Source organism: Halobacteriovorax sp. RT-2-6 (assembly GCF_047085025.1).
Classification (GTDB): Bacteria; Bdellovibrionota; Bacteriovoracia; order Bacteriovoracales; family Bacteriovoracaceae; genus Halobacteriovorax_A.
Window position 1 is genome coordinate 806,893 of the sequence record NZ_JBKIYH010000002.1, and the last position, 15,618, is coordinate 822,510.

Consider the following 15,618-nt stretch of genomic DNA (forward strand, 5'->3'; position numbering starts at 1 on the left):
AAAGCTCCCGAAGGGAGCTTTTTTTATTTCTTCTTCATTAATTTTAAAATTGATTCTATTCCTAACTCTTGTGCATATTGGGCAACAGTCTTCCCGTTCGCATCTGGAATATTTGGATCGGCCTTCATTCCTAATAAAGCACGGACATTATCGAAGCGCTTATTCTTGATAGCAATGTGAAGTGGAGTATCACCTCTCTTATTCTTCTCATTTACATCAGCGCCTTTTTTAGCAATATAGTAACGAATTGATTCAGGTGTTGATTTCTTTGCCATAGCAAAGAGTGAAGCTGGCCTTCTCTTCTTGTGAACTAAGCTTACCTCTGGAACAGAAGCAATTCCACGTGACTTTCTTTTTTTAGCAGCTTCAGCGGCCTTGGCCTCTGCAACTAGTTGAGCTTCATTTTTAAACTTATCTTCAACAAAGCTTACTTCGTAGTCGCTAATAACAAATGAGCTATTTTCAATTTCATTAAGATTAATATCTTCAAGTTGCCAGTCTTTCTCTGTTTGCACAACTCGCTTAGGAGTGTCCCCCTTGATATCAAGTTTCTCTTCAGAGATCCCATAAAGGTCTGCAAGGTAACGATACTCAGCTTCCTCACTTTCAGTTAAAAGCATCTCATTACTTTCAACTTTGCTTAGAGGAAGAAGGCCCCCATGCTGCTCAAAAGAACCACATGAAGCAAGAATAACTAGAAATGTTAAAAATCTTAACTGACTCATCAACTCACTTATCGCCACGAAGTTAAGATTTCTTTAGTCGTTCTATGTTTACTTTAAAATTCAGGTATTTAGAAATAAATAAGGCCCACAAAAGCAGGCCTTAGTCATATATAGAAATTTAAATTAATCTCTAGAATGGGATGTCATCAGCTGTGAATGAAGCGTTCGATGAAATATCGTAACCTTGGTTCATATCATCGTGCTGAGGCATTTCTTGGTTAAATGAGTTGTTGTTATTAGACTGACCCATTGAAGCACCTTGACCAGCAGATGGAGCTGCTCCACCAAGGAATTGAATTGTTCTAGCATTGATTTCTGTTGTGTATCTCTTGTTACCGTCTTTGTCTTCCCAAGATCTTGTTTGAAGTTGACCTTCTAAGTAAGCTTGACGACCTTTTGCTAGGTATTGACCACATAATTCAGCAAGTTTTCCCCAAACAACAACTCTGTGCCATTCAGTTCTTTCTTGTTTTTGTCCGTTCTTATCTGTCCAAGACTCACCTGTTGCTAGTGAGAAGTTACATACAGCCATCCCAGATGGTGTGTACTTAAGTTCTGGATCTTGTCCTAAACGTCCTACTAAAATAACCTTGTTTACACTCATTTGTTCCTCCAATTTTCTTCGCGTATAGCTGAAACAATACTTAAGAATTCAGCTATAACCGCAAGGTTGAGTATTACCTGAATACATTACTACAATAATACGACTTTCCCCTATCGAGAAGTCATAAATAGCTATGCAAATACAAAAAAAAGGACAACTTGCGTCAAGAGCTTGAAATGATATTCATTAAAAATTGAAGGTTCTAAATTTTTTTAATACATGTCTGCAAAAGCTTGCTCAACATTCTCTGGAGCAATTTGAGCATGGCCACCTCTAGTCTGCCAAAACTCTTTTACTTTTGATTTCGCGATACGCACATCCTTCTTGTACCAAGCAGCATCAAAGCCACAGTGAGGACATGGAATTTCTTTTTTGAAGTTTAGTCTAAGCGCTGCTTCAAAGCCTGCCCAGAATAGAAAGAAAGAAAAGATTCCTGCAAAGCTAATAAATGGATAAAGTACACCAGTTGTTGCAACTGTAAGCATGAATACCTGAAGGTAGTTTTTTGCATTCATGTGAGGGTTTGTGACAACTGCCCTTTGAGTGCGACAAAGAGGACAGAAGAATTCAATATGCGCTTTCTTAAATTTGTAAGTACGCGTCTCTAATGGATTAAATGAATTCAATGTCTTCAATTATCGCCCTCCTAAGCATCGACAAAGTAAACATACTTCGACTCCTTAATTTTACCAATTTAGTCGCTGAGAATTAAGCAGGTAAAAAAGGTACCAGGCCCTGTTCTTATTCATCCGTGATTCGAACAAGACCATAAGCCTGGTAGAGATAAGTACTCACAAAAACAAGTACTTAAAGATGACCGAAAGGCCATGGTTAAGGTGGTTAGCCTTGCCTGCACAAACGTTCTACTCCAGGGATTAGGCACCATATCCTTGGTACCTATTTCTATTACAAGTTCAATGCCAACTTAACTCGGTGCAACTAACTAGAAATAGAAAGTGTTCATATCAATTGACGCATAAATGCCACTTTCGGTAGCATTAAGTTACCGGAAAAATAAGGCATTATGACACAACCACAACATTCACATTCGAAAAAATTAGTTAAGAACACGAAAGGCCAAATTAGTATCTTCTTTGGAGTTACACTTGTGGCAATCTTCTCATTCATCGCATTCGTGGTGAATGTTGGACTCTTCGTAAAGGCCAAGATCAATCTGCAAAATGCAGTTGATACTGCTGCCTGGTCGGGAGCCGCTTCTCAAGCTAGACAACTAACAAATATTGCTCACCTTAATTGGGAGATGAGAAATACTTATAAAGAGTGGATGTTTAAGTACTACGTTCTTGGCCAACTTGCGAATGAGAACACTCATGCTAACTCAACAACAACAATGAACTTTGCCTTGAAGCGCTTTGATGAAAGTGGTTCTGACTTTAGTAGTGGTGTTAAGGGTGACCATTACAACGTTCCCTCAATTTGTCTTCACTTTGGCTCTGGTAATAACGAAAACCTTTGTACAATTTATCAAATCCCTGGTCTTCCTCGCTTTCACGTCGCAGGGATTCCAGATGTTAGTGAAGAATTTGAAAGAACAATGGATGCCTTTGTTAATTTAAAAGCAAAGAACTGTATGGTTCGTTCAACTTATAACTTTTCGGCCGCAAAGAATTACGCTTTTGCAGCCGGTGTTTCACAAAATGATGTTCCTATTGCAGCAGCAGATCGAACAGGTGCGTGGATTGAATCAATGGAGCTTGCTCTTAGAATTAGAAATCTTGAGATGATCGTAAACCGCCCACCTATTACACAAGGAATTTGTGGTGGTGGTTCTGCCACTGGTTGCGTTAACCCTGAGCAACTATTTATGGAGAATCAATCGACAGGAATTCCAATTAACGATCGACCACTGAAAGCCTATATGGCCGCGGCAAAAACTCTTGGTGGTGGAATTTTTAAAACAACATTCGACGGTGCATTTGCAAAGTCTTTAGTGCTTTATGAATTAGCTCCAAAGACGTTCACACCTTCACCACAATCTTTATCTAGTTTCCTAATCCCACAAGATGCCAGTTATAACGGCGGTGAACTAGTTGCTTCATCAAAGCGCTATCTTGATCTTGTACCGATGATTATGAATTTCACGACGTTCTTTACAACTTTTGCTCCTACAACTGAAGGGATTTCAACGATTGCTGTTCCTGATTCAAGTGGAACAGCTGCAGAAGCGTCATGTGCATCGACAAAGACTTCACTACCTGTACCTGGCTATATTCTAGGCTTCTATAAGAATCCAAAAGTTGTGACATATTATGCAGTTAAGGCCAAAGCTAAGTACCTTGGTTTACTTAATCCATTTTCGTTCCTAGAAAATAATGGCTTTATCGATATGGCAGCATATGCGGCAGCAAAGCCTTTTGGTGGCCGTATTGGGCCGGCCCTCGTTTCACCAACAGTTGGAAAAGATTATGCTGAATCGAGTTCAAATTCAGCGCGTATTGCAAATGCCTCTGGTTCAAGAAGTGCTAACTTCATTATGGGCTTTACAACAACTGGTGACCCAAGAACAACAGATGACCCTACTGATGGTGTAAAAATTCAGGGCCTACCACTACCGGCAACCTCAGACTTTTTTCTAGATGCTGCTGACACAACTGCTGCAATTGGTGGGATTCCATCAAATGTTGATGTGAAATTTACGATACCGAATATGATCTATAATTTGAATTCGCAAACGACTTCGGAATCAGACCTTCCAACCCTTGCCTACAATCCTAACCCAAGTAATATCACTGGCGAGAAAGCAGGGCTTTTCACAACAAAGCAATTTGTTGATTTAAGGGCAAATATTCCGAACTACACGGTAAATCAAGCCGGGGTGACAGCACAAAATCTTATCGAAGCTTTTCAAAATGTTCGTGCTCCGACAAATTATGATGTTCTCAATTACTTAGTTCCAACAGTTAACAGCTTAGAAACAGATATGACGGCCGATCACTTTCCATCAGTGCGCTATATTGATCCAGCGGCTAAAACTATTGGTTACTTTGCACCACTCTTCCACTCTACTTTACTTTATAAGGACAGGGAGGCCCTGACTGGTGTTCTAACTGATTATATTGATACTCTAAGTGATGCTGTTATCGTTTATCGCAAGGCCCTGGATTTCTATGCAACGAAAGTAAGAAATACTAGTGCTCAAGATCCTACGGCCTATATTGAAGCCTCAAAGGCAATCTTTGATCCAGATGTTGATGGCGACCCAACAACGACTACTGTTGCCCTCCCGATTCCGCAGTGCCAAAAACAAAGTATTGCCTCACGCTTCACTTACTTCATTCTAGGAAAGGATGAAGAAGCAAAGCCAGACAACTGTGAAACGATCCCACTATTAGGGGCCGTGAAGACGTATATTAACACTAAGGCTCAACAAACACAGTCTAACCTCTACTACATTACGACTTACCGCCAGAACAATGAAGCGAACCCTCCTTCACCGTCACTAAATAATAACTCCCTAAGGACGGCATATGCTCCTGGGAAAGATTATGGCGGGGAAAATAATGGACGTTCAGTAAATCCATTCACCAGTAAAAATAAGAATCATCGCCGTAACGCCTATTCAACAAAGCTTATTAGCCTAACATCGATTACAGATACTGCGTCAGGTTACGCGAAGAATGAATCAAATTACATGGAGTTTCAAGCAGGCTTCTCGCCAGAAGGTGAAACTCCAAGAAGCCCTGAAGATGTTAAGGCCACGGGAGATGTCATTTCTAACCCATTGCCAAGAACTGAACTGCAAGAATTTGGTTCGAATTTATACTTCTAATCACTTTACTTAAATTAACCAAGTCCCCTTTAAAATGGCCCTAAATGGGCCATTATAAATAAAAAAGAACTTGCGAAATTTTTAATTTCTTTTATATACTAAGGACGATTTATAACTTTTTCGCGAGGTATATATGGCAAAGAAGAAAGTAGCCAAAAAGACTGCAAAGAAAGCAACTAAAAAAGTAGCCAAAAAAACTGCAAAGAAAGCAACGAAGAAAGTTGCAAAAAAAGCAACAAAGAAAGCGGCAAAGAAAGTAACTAAAAAAACAACTAAGAAAGCTGCAAAAAAAGTAGCCAAAAAAACTGCAAAGAAAGCAACAAAGAAAGTTGCAAAAAAAGCTGCAAAGAAAGCAACGAAGAAAGTTGCAAAAAAAGTAGCTAAAAAAACTGCAAAGAAGGCAACGAAGAAAGTTGCAAAAAAAGTAGCTAAAAAAACTGCAAAGAAGGCAACAAAGAAAGTTGCAAAAAAAGCGGCTAAAAAAGCGACAAAGAAAGCAGCAAAGAAAGTAGCCAAAAAAACAGTAAAGAAAGCAACAAAGAAAGTTGCAAAAAAAGTTGCAAAGAAAGCAACAAAGAAAGCAACAAAGAAAGTTGCAAAAAAAACTGCAAAGAAAACGACAAAGAAAGCCGCTCCAAAAACGGCCAAAACAGTCGCTAAGAAAACTGTAAAAAAATCTGCCGATAACAAAGGTCTTTCTCGCGAAGAAGCAATTGCAAAATACAAAGAGAAGCACAAAGATGCTCTTGATTCTCAATTAGCAGACTCTCTAAAAGAATATGAATTAGAAGATAAGCTTGCAGTGGCAGAACAGTCAAAGCTTGAAACGATCGAAGAGACTGAAGATAGTGTAGGACTTGAAGCTGCGGAAGATTACAACGAGCCAGGACCAAACCTACAAGAAGAGTATAATCCTGATGATGAGCAAGATGAGAAAGATGACCTTAGCTTTGGCTGGGGATACAACGATGCATTTGACTCACCAGAAGAAGAAATCTCTACTGAAGAACTTGACGAAGATGAGAGATATGCACTTGGCCTTGACTCATCTGAGGAAGAAGACGAGGACGATTTTTACTAAAATCTATTGATATCGAATATAAATATAAGAAAAGCGGCTTTTGCCGCTTTTTCTATTTGGAACGAAATTATGAAACTAGAATTTTTTTACTATACAGGCTGCCCATTTTGCCATCGCGTTATGGATGTTATTGATCAATTAGGGATTAAGTTAACTTATTGCGATATAATGAATGACACATCGGCCCTAGAAAGGCATATTAATACTACAGGACGAAGAACTGTACCATGTCTCTATATCGATGATAAGCCGATGTTCGAATCTCAAGATATCATTAATTGGCTGATTGCGAATAAAGATAAGATTAATTAATTTTTGAGGAATTTTTAATGGAAGTAAGAGACCCGGTCCACGGATCAATTCATATTCTTAAAGAAGAAGAGCCAATCATTCGCGCGGACTTTTTCCAACGTCTTCGCAATATTAAGCAACTTGGATTTTCTGAATATATTTTCCCAGGTGCCACTCATACTCGCCTCATCCACTCGATCGGTGTAATGAAAGTTGGAGAAATGGCATTTGACCGTCTCTTCAAAAATCAAATCATCACAAAAGAACACTTAAGGATTAAAGAAACTTTCAAGCTTGCCTGCCTTCTGCATGACATTGGCCACGCGCCCTTAAGTCACTCGACAGAAGTCGTAATGCCAAAGCTTACTGATCTTAAAATTCCTCAAGAGTATCTTCTTGATCGCGATAAAAATAGTGAGCGTCAAGCGACTCACGAAGATTATACAATCAAAGCTATCGCAGATAGCTCCCTTGCTCATAGCCTAAAAGAAGTTGAAAGAGTCTTTGGAGTTGAAAGAAAGTATATTGCTGATTTAATTCGCGGTGAAACTAGTGATCACGATTATTTTAAAATCGATGGAATTAGCTACTTCCCTCTTCTCCATCAATTAGTTTCAAGTGAACTTGACTGCGACCGCATGGACTACCTTCTAAGAGATAGTTACTTCTGCGGAGTTAGTTATGGTTCTTACGATCTTGACTGGCTTCTTGATAATCTTGAGCCTGCAATTATTGATGGCCAAGCTACACTTGGTATTTCAGAAAGAGCAGTTATTACTTTTGATGACTTCCTACTAAGTCGCTACCACATGTTCATCATGGTTTACTTCCACTACCGTGCAGTTTGCCTTGAAAAACTTTTACAACGCTATTTTAAAACTTCTCCATATGAATATTTAATCCCGGCAGATATTGAAAAATATATTGAGCACGACGATTATCACCTTATGAAGATTTTAAGACACTCAAATAATCCTTACGCAAAGGCCATTGTTAACAATCAAACGCCTGAAAAGATTTTTGAATCTTTCAACTCTTCACAATTGGCAACTCTTGAGAAGGTTCAAGCCTATCTAGAGTCTATCAATCTGGAAGTTATTCGCTCATCTTCAACTGGACGTTTATCTAAGTATTATGCAGCAGATAGACCAAAGGACAAGGGGCAATACACGATGAAAGTTGTAAGGAATTCAAAAATGGGTGGAAAGACTGAATACTTCGATATTAACGAAGCAACTGATCTATTCCATAAATTTTCGAAGTCTCACGCAATTAATAGACTTCATTGTGACATGGACAAACTAAGCAAAGAGAATTTAGCAGAAATTAATAAAATTATTTCTTCAAATTAATCTTTGAATCTTTGGACTAGCCTCATGGGGCCCGTCTATAATAAATAGATATGAATAAGTTTTCACTTTATGTGCTATTAATTTTGCTTTATCTCGGTATATCGAAGAGTTTTTCTCCGTCTGAGAAGAGAACAATATTTGTTCCTAATGCGAATGCGTATGCAAATATATTTAAGGGCTCACCAATTTCAGTTATTCTTGAAAGAGAATTTTCTACTGGTGCTCTGATTAAGACTTATCACCATCGATACCAAATCATTCATGCCTTCAAAGCACCCCAAAGAATTAACGTCAGGATTTCTCGAGAGTTCTTCTTGGAGAATCAAAATAATATTGGGATGTCTTTATTTAGAAGATATGAAAATGATGAAAGCTCAACAGTCCCAATGCCTCCGGGTTCAATCTATATCGGCTCCCCTGCTTATGGAACATGGAGAACATCTGATTCAGGACAAAAAGTATGGCGCTTTCACCGCACCTACAAAAACTTTCCTCAAATCTTTCACTGGGGTGAATTTACTCCAACATATGACTTTTATCGCAGAATGATTGTCTTAGAAAAGGCAAGCTCTCCTTTCTATGGCCTAAACAATGAATTTGGGACAAACGGAACAGTGACTACGGCACACTATGCGTTCAAGAAAAAAAGTGAAAATAAAACAACACTAAAAGACATACTTAAGAAATATACAAGTTTACCTAAGTGGGAACAAAAGAATGAATGAGCTATACGATAAATTAATTATTCGAATTATTTTTGCACTAATTATTTGCTTTATTATTTATATTTATAAGCAAGCTCATTTAATTCTCTTTCCATCAATTAAGCATCAAATTCTAAAGAAATTCTCTCCATCAAAAAACTCTACTGATACAATTCACCTATTTGGAAGAATTATTGGAATCGGAATAATTTATTCGAATATTGTAATAAATGTTTCAGATGGAATGTACTTTGCACTTGGACAATTATTTTTAGAGTCGATAATGGTAATCGCACTCTACCTAGCTTCACTGTATATTTTAGAAAGTATTGTTCTTTATAACTTTGAATATGCTGATGAAATTTTACGTCGTAAAAACTATGCTTACGCTATTATATGTTTTTCTCACTCAATTTCTTTGGCCTATATTTTAAAAACTGTTATTAAGGTTTCAAATAGTTCTCTTATTATGACGCTTTTTCTATGGCTCTTCGCTGTAGTTCTCATTGGATTCTGTTCAAAGACATTTCAGATTATTTCAAAGCTCTCTTTTAATAGACTACTTGTGCAAAAAAGCTTGGCGGTTGCCATCTCATACATGGGATTTATTTTAGGGCTTTGTACGATTATTTCATCATCACTTGATCACTCTCTTCAAGATATTAAGTGGTACACGATTCAAGTTATTTTAAAAATCCTACTCTCTATTATTATCATTCCAATTATTCGTAAAGGCCTTATTTGGGTCTTCTCAATTCAAGATGATCTACAGATTAAGAAGGATGATACTGACGATTCAAACCTTAGTGTTGAACTTGGTTATGGTATTTATGAAGGTGCAATTCTCTTCACTTCATGCTTCTTAACAACGGTTATTACTGGGAATATCTATTACGGAAATTTTTACCCTCTCTTCTAAATAAGGGTACATTCCTTCATTCCACTTTTTATTTGGCCGATAAGAAATTGGAACGAGGAGGATTTTCGTGGATTTAAAATATTTTCAAATGCTAGATTTTATCAATACTAGACTAACTAATATTGAACGCAACCTTGCTAAGATTGACGAAAAGGTCGACTTCTCTGTTTCACTTCAAAGAAATCATTTAATTCGCGTAAAAAATGGTGAATTCATCGATGATAATATGATCTTAATGGGACTTCCATATAATGACCTTTCTCCTCGCAAAGCCTTTGATGTCTACGAAGATAAGGATATGGATTATATTATTTTAGATATCACACCTAAGGATTATGAAAAACCTGTAAAGCTTGAAGGTGCTATTCATATTCCGTATGAAGAACTCGATCACCGCTATGTTGAGATTACAAATAAGACAACACCTATCCTAGTGATTAGTGAGGATGGACTTAAATCAATACAAGCATGCGAAAAGCTAGTAAAGAAAGGTTTCTTTAACGTAAATAACGTTTCCGGCGGCTATAAATTTTGGCCGGCAACTCAAGGTTCAGTTGTAGTTAAAGTAGCTTAAACTTCTTAAAAATCGAGAGATAGGTTGAGTTGAATTCTCGACTCTAGAGTTTGCCTTTCAACATTACTTAATTTGTTGTGCATATTCTCAAGAGTAGACTGAATTCTTTCAAGCTCAACCTCTCCAATTCTTCTCGAATAATTACCTTCAATTAATTCAAGAACATCAAAGAGAGAGAACTTAAACTTCTCACCATATTCAGTTAAGTAAACGCGTTGTTCACGCTTATCAACTTCTGAAGATTTACGAACGATATAGCCACGCTTTTGTAATTCATTTAGATGGCTTGTCATTGTTTGTTTTTTTAGGCCACAAGAAGATCCAATCTCCTTGATAGTTGGTCCTTCGTTTTCACAAATATAAACTAGAATTTCAAGAAAGCTTGGCCTTAAGTCTGTAAAGCCTTTGTCTTGTAGATAACTAAGAATGTGATTACTGTAGATACGATAGATCTTCTTCAGTAAACTTCCAATTGCAGATACGTGCTTCATTGCATACCTCACTAACACGAATATTGTAGCGAGATAAAAAAGACATAGTCAAATATTAGTACTATTTTAATCAAATCTTAAAATGTTCTCTCAAAACGGTGAATTAACTCATAAGGTACTGATTTCACGATAATTTGATCTTCGCTCCCTTGAGCTCCCCCATCGATGACATCAGTATTCGGAATTTTCATATCAGTTGTATGCACATATTCGAAATCTAGACCTAGATTCCACATATCTTCTTTAAGGCGATCAAATAACTCGAACTCACTATCGAAACCAGCACCAAAGGCCTGTGGCGCGGATAGTATTAAGACAAGTGTTAAAAAATTGATCATCTTTTTTAGCATATTTGCTCCATATTAAGTTGTTTTACTAATATAGATGCATTATCGATGCCAAAATCCCGCTCCTCTAAAAGAAGCGTCTTGTATTTGAAATAGAAGTCGCTACTCCAATACAAACCCCAAATGTCAAAAGTGAAGAACCACCATAAGACATTAAAGGAAGAGGCAGACCAACAACAGGTAATAACCCCATGACCATTCCCATATTAATAAAGGTGTGCCAGAAGAATATACTCATGACCCCGATAATGGTGACGGACTCAAAGATTCTACTGACGTTGACAGAGAGCCACACAAATCTAAAAAACAAGAAAAGATATAACCCAATTAATAAGATTGCTCCAAAGAAGCCATGCTCTTCATTATAAATAGAAAATACAAAGTCAGTATGATTTTCAGGTAAGTAGTTCAGGGAAGCCTGTGAGGACTTTCTAAGTCCCTTCCCGAATATTTTTCCAGACCCAATAGCAATCTTTGATTGAATAGCATTATAGCCAGTCCCTTTTGCATCCGCAGTTGGATTAATAAAGGTTTTAATACGATTTCTTTGATATTCCTTTAAACCGAATTGATACATCACTCCACCACTGACAAGACCAACAAGAGCGAGAATTAAAAGTGTCTTCCACTTAAGTTTTCTAAAGAAAACCATCGTAAAGAAAATAAGAAGAATAAGAAGTCCTGTTCCTAAGTCCGGTTGAACTACAATTAAGATCGTCGGGATAAATGCCAAGATAGCAGGCTTAATTAAATCCTTGAGTCCAAGTTCACTATCAGGAGCATAATTTCTAAAGTATCTAGCGAGTACGAAAATAACAGATATTTTCATTAACTCTGAAGGTTGGAATCTAATTGGCCCAATCATTAGCCAACGTCTTGCCCCCATTCCTTTATGACCAAGAACAATAACCAATATTAGTAGAACAATATTAAATAGATAAATAGGCCATGCGAAACGATAAAGGTTTTGTGGATTAATAAAACTAATAACGAAAGCAATTACAATCGAAAGAGCATACCATCCAATTTGTACTTTAAATAAATTAGCGTGTGCAGTAGAGGCAGACGCATGTGTTGCTGAATATAGATTAAGAATTCCGAAGAAAAAGATAACTGAACTCAAAAGAAAGAATGAGAAGTCATATCTTTTAAAAAATTCTTTAATATTTGATAAATCCATTAAGTTCTCACTTTTTTAATCTTCAGTTTGACCTTCGTCATCACCATCAGAATCTTCATTCTTCTTTTCTTTTTCGGCCCTAAGTCTTTCCGCTTCTTCACGCTTTTTTCTTCTATCGGCGAAAAAGTCTGACATGATCTTGCGATCTTCTTTGGCATAAATCTTATGAAGATCTGGCATATACTTTTTCATATACGTCGTTAGAACATCTCGAACAATAGGTCCTGCAGCACCTGATCCAGAACAACCGTGTTCAACAACAGCTGCAACTGCAACACGAGGATTTTCATATGGAGCAAAAGCCACAAATAACCCGTGGTGTCTCTGGTTATATGGTTTCTCAGAACATTTTTGAAATAGCTCAGTTGTACTCATCGAGATAACCTGAGACGTACCAGACTTTCCGGCCATCTTTACACCAGTACCTCTAACCCACCAACCAGTACCTCTTGGGTGGTTGGCCACTTCATAAAGACCCTGTCTTACATCAATCAGAGTTTGTTCACTCACCTTTGCTGTTTGAACTAGATCTTCTTTATAGCTTTTAATGATATCACCTTTATTATTAAAAACTTCTCTAACGATTTGAGGCTTATAAACCTTCCCACCATTTGCAATCGCAGCATAAGAAACAGCAAGTTGAAGTGGAGTTGTTAAAACATAAGACTGTCCAATAACACAACTTACCGTTTCACCATCTTGCCACTTTTCTCCAAAGCGTTTTTCTTTCCACTCACGAGTAGGAATTAGACCTGTCGTTTCTCTTGGAAGTGCGATACCTGTCTTCTCACCAAGTCCAAACATTCTCGAATATCTTGCAAGTACATCAATATCCAATTCAACTGCGATTTTATAATAATAAACATCAACAGATCTTCTTAGAGATTTGTATAAATCAGTTATTCCGTGTCCTGATCTTTTCCAGTCATTATAAGTACGACGACCTAGGCGGAAGCGTGGGCCACACATAATTTCATCTTTAGCTTTAATGATGCCTTCTTCTAAAGCAGCAATCGCTGTAAAAACTTTAAATGTAGAACCTGGAGCATAGTGATCTTGGATTGTACGATCTCGAAGTGGGCGGTCAGGATTATTAATAAGAGAGTTCCAATACTCTGAAGTTAGCCCCTTAGAAAACTGCCCAGGATCAAATGAAGGACGAGATACCATCGTTAGTACTTCACCATTTCTAACGTCAACAGCAACAACACCACCAACTTTCCCCTCTAAGGATTTATAAGCAGTTTTTTGCATATCACGATCAATTGTTAATCTTAGGTTGTTTCCTGGTGTTGCTTTCTTATTTTCAATGCCCGCAAGAATATTACTAGTTCCAATAGAACGGCGCATACGCCCTCTAGCGTCTACTTCCATAATTTGATAACCATCTTCTCCTCGAAGGTCCTGATCAAATCTTTCTTCAACACCTGCTTGACCAATAAAGTCTCCAAGCTTGTAATCAATATTATCTCTTTTGCGATAACGAGGTAGTTGGTTTTGAGAAATCTCTCCAATATAACCTAGCAAGTGAGAACCAACTTCCTTATCTCGATACTCGCGAGAAATAAATGTTTCAACTTGAACACCTGGAAGCTTCTCATTTTCTGTTTCAATGATGGCCACTTCTTTATTAGAAATATTTTTCTTGATACGAACAGGACGATAGCGTGCTTGCCCACGAAATTTCTTAAGAGTTGAGTAGATCTCCTTCTCAGTCATTTCAAGAATTTTAGCAAGCTTCTTAATCGTCTCTTTCTTATTGTCTAAGTATTGTGGAATAATAACTAAGTCAAAACGAGGTACGTTATCAACCATGAGTTGATTATTACGTGAAAAGATCATTCCTCTTGGTGCCTTAACTGTTTCTTTTCTTAAGCGGTTTTGAATTGAATATTGATACAGTAGATCACCTTGGTAAATCTGAAGGTACCATAAACGTATTAAAATAATCGCAAACGCGAGTGTAATTAAAGTAAATAGAATGTCGGCCCTAGTCTTATGAGACCGAACTACTTCTTCTTCAGCAAACATTAGACATTATTCCCCATAAGGCCTTCACTCTTCGTTCTCCAAACTTTATCAAGTAATGAAAAGAAGATAGGAGCTAATAAAGATAAAATAATACTCTCAGGAATAAAGCGCCAAAATTTCTGCACAATATAATCGAAGCTATCAAACTTTAAATATAGTAGTGATGAACTGATAAAAAACCAAAGAACCTGAAAGAGAAAAACTGTCAGCATCGTGATAAAGCTACTTGTAAAGTGTAGAAGATCTCTTAGGTATCCAATCACAATACAAATTAAGATTCCCGAAATTGTTCCGTACTCCCACCCTTCAATTGAAAAAAGTGAATGAGTTAATTGAAGAATTAAAATGATAATTGCAAGATACGGAGTTTCCAATTTGAAACCAATATAAAGAACAAGAAGAACATTAAATGGAATCATGTATTTGTTAAGGCCAAATAGTGGTAAGAAAGCACTGGCCAAAACTTCTAGTACAATTAGGATTAATACAGTTATTAATAATCGAATTGGGATATCTGAAGACTTAATCATCTCCCATCTCCTTGTTGAGCATTATTCTCTAGAGCTTCCCACTCCACACGTTTCTTGTCTTGGTCCTCTGAAGGAACAAGAACAGCGACTTCTTCAAGTTTTGAAAAGTCGACAGTTGGAGTTACTTCTAGGTGTTGAGTAATCCCATAACTCTCTCGTTCAATCTTTGTGATAATCCCAACAGGGATTCCTCGAGGATAAATATTTCCAAGTCCTGAAGTAATAACAAGATCATTCAAACGAACAGGATCTGTACGTACCACATACTTCATCACAGTACGCCATCCAGAATAACCTTCAAGAATACCATATGAACGTGTGCGATTTACGATAACATCAACGCGGTTACTTGGATCAAGTATTGTTAGAATGTCGGCAAAGTGATCTGTTAAACGATAAACGTAGCCAACGATTCCATCTGAAGTTACAACAGTAGATTGCAACTTAATACCATCCTTGAAACCTTTATCAATACGAATAACTCTAAAGTCACTTGAAGAGTCCCAGGCCACAACTTGAGCAGAGATCATTTCATGTTTAATTTTTTTACCAAAATTTAAGATTTGACGCAGGCGTTGGTTTTCTTGTTCTAATTGCTTTAACGCAAATACTTCCTGCTTTAACGAACCAATTTGTTCTTTCAAAGTAACATTTTCTTTCGACGCATTAACATTAAGCATATAGTCTTCAAAGAACGAAGCTACATTCTTGTATGCATTTGAAATGCCTCTTTGAAGAGGTGCCAACGTGTCCATCATAACATTTTCAAAAATTGAGGCTTCTTTGTAAGGTGCCTTACGCTTTGACACGCCGTAAAATGCAAGTGATAGAACAACTAGGTTTATGATTAATTTGGTTCGAGATCCTTCCGATGCAATTAGCTTCATTCTAATCCTAAGTTGCTATTTTTTTTTATATTAAAAGAGTACACAGGATTATTTAAACTGCCAATATTCTTTACGGAGTAGCATATTTAAGTGATAATAACGAAAATTAAAA

The 15,618-nt window shown here is 37.2% G+C and carries 16 protein-coding genes; 7 read left to right on the top strand and 9 right to left on the bottom strand.

Annotated features, from left to right (window positions below; genetic code table 11):
• Positions 1–23: 23 nt before the first annotated feature.
• From ACMAYS_RS12370 to ACMAYS_RS12380, 3 genes are all read right to left on the bottom strand, one after another.
• The gene (locus ACMAYS_RS12370; RefSeq protein ID WP_103217868.1) at positions 24–725 is read right to left on the bottom strand and encodes an ankyrin repeat domain-containing protein; all 702 of its coding nucleotides are present in this window, start codon (positions 723–725) and stop codon (positions 24–26) included.
• A 130-nt stretch (positions 726–855) separates the two neighbouring features.
• Positions 856–1,329 (bottom strand): single-stranded DNA-binding protein, encoded by a 474-nt coding sequence (locus ACMAYS_RS12375; RefSeq protein ID WP_103217867.1) that lies wholly within the window; start codon positions 1,327–1,329, stop codon positions 856–858.
• Positions 1,330–1,541: 212 nt separating this feature from the next.
• Entirely contained in the window at positions 1,542–1,964 is a 423-nt protein-coding gene (locus tag ACMAYS_RS12380; protein WP_103217866.1) for a hypothetical protein, read from the bottom strand.
• A gap of 389 nt (positions 1,965–2,353) precedes the next feature.
• Here ACMAYS_RS12380 and ACMAYS_RS12385 point away from each other — a divergent pair, with 389 nt between their 5' ends.
• From ACMAYS_RS12385 to ACMAYS_RS12415, 7 genes are all read left to right on the top strand, one after another.
• Entirely contained in the window at positions 2,354–5,119 is a 2,766-nt protein-coding gene (locus ACMAYS_RS12385; protein ID WP_103217865.1) for a Tad domain-containing protein, read from the top strand.
• A 133-nt stretch (positions 5,120–5,252) separates the two neighbouring features.
• A complete protein-coding gene (locus ACMAYS_RS12390; RefSeq protein WP_412463405.1) occupies positions 5,253–6,200 on the top strand; it encodes a histone protein in 948 nt (315 codons plus the stop codon).
• Between the two features lie 69 nt (positions 6,201–6,269).
• A complete protein-coding gene (locus ACMAYS_RS12395) occupies positions 6,270–6,512 on the top strand; it encodes a glutaredoxin family protein (protein WP_103217863.1) in 243 nt (80 codons plus the stop codon).
• A 17-nt stretch (positions 6,513–6,529) separates the two neighbouring features.
• Positions 6,530–7,843 carry an HD domain-containing protein gene (locus tag ACMAYS_RS12400; protein WP_412463406.1) on the top strand — a complete coding sequence of 438 codons (1,314 nt, stop codon included), beginning with the start codon at positions 6,530–6,532 and terminating at the stop codon, positions 7,841–7,843.
• Positions 7,844–7,893: 50 nt separating this feature from the next.
• A complete protein-coding gene (locus tag ACMAYS_RS12405) occupies positions 7,894–8,568 on the top strand; it encodes a hypothetical protein (protein ID WP_103217861.1) in 675 nt (224 codons plus the stop codon).
• Positions 8,561–9,466 carry a hypothetical protein gene (locus tag ACMAYS_RS12410; protein ID WP_392993328.1) on the top strand — a complete coding sequence of 302 codons (906 nt, stop codon included), beginning with the start codon at positions 8,561–8,563 and terminating at the stop codon, positions 9,464–9,466. Before ACMAYS_RS12405 ends, ACMAYS_RS12410 begins: the two co-directional genes overlap by 8 nt.
• A 67-nt stretch (positions 9,467–9,533) precedes the next feature.
• A complete protein-coding gene (locus ACMAYS_RS12415; protein WP_103217859.1) occupies positions 9,534–10,040 on the top strand; it encodes a rhodanese-like domain-containing protein in 507 nt (168 codons plus the stop codon).
• A gap of 5 nt (positions 10,041–10,045) precedes the next feature.
• Here ACMAYS_RS12415 and ACMAYS_RS12420 read toward each other — a convergent pair whose 3' ends face one another.
• The 6 genes from ACMAYS_RS12420 to mreC all read right to left on the bottom strand — a co-directional run bounded on the left by ACMAYS_RS12420 (position 10,046) and on the right by mreC (position 15,506).
• Positions 10,046–10,531 carry a MarR family winged helix-turn-helix transcriptional regulator gene (locus ACMAYS_RS12420; protein WP_103217858.1) on the bottom strand — a complete coding sequence of 162 codons (486 nt, stop codon included), beginning with the start codon at positions 10,529–10,531 and terminating at the stop codon, positions 10,046–10,048.
• Positions 10,532–10,608: 77 nt separating this feature from the next.
• Positions 10,609–10,881: a hypothetical protein gene (locus ACMAYS_RS12425; protein WP_103217857.1), complete on the bottom strand. Its 273-nt coding sequence runs from the start codon at positions 10,879–10,881 to the stop codon at positions 10,609–10,611.
• 64 nt (positions 10,882–10,945) lie between these two features.
• Positions 10,946–12,058 (bottom strand): rod shape-determining protein RodA, encoded by a 1,113-nt coding sequence (gene rodA, locus ACMAYS_RS12430; protein WP_103217856.1) that lies wholly within the window; start codon positions 12,056–12,058, stop codon positions 10,946–10,948.
• A 15-nt stretch (positions 12,059–12,073) separates the two neighbouring features.
• A complete protein-coding gene (mrdA, locus tag ACMAYS_RS12435) occupies positions 12,074–14,089 on the bottom strand; it encodes a penicillin-binding protein 2 (protein WP_392993333.1) in 2,016 nt (671 codons plus the stop codon).
• The gene (locus tag ACMAYS_RS12440; RefSeq protein ID WP_103217854.1) at positions 14,089–14,619 is read right to left on the bottom strand and encodes a hypothetical protein; all 531 of its coding nucleotides are present in this window, start codon (positions 14,617–14,619) and stop codon (positions 14,089–14,091) included. Before ACMAYS_RS12440 ends, mrdA begins: the two co-directional genes overlap by 1 nt.
• Positions 14,616–15,506 (bottom strand): rod shape-determining protein MreC, encoded by an 891-nt coding sequence (mreC, locus tag ACMAYS_RS12445; protein WP_103217853.1) that lies wholly within the window; start codon positions 15,504–15,506, stop codon positions 14,616–14,618. The genes ACMAYS_RS12440 and mreC overlap by 4 nt, the downstream gene beginning before the upstream one ends.
• Positions 15,507–15,618 lie beyond the last annotated feature (112 nt).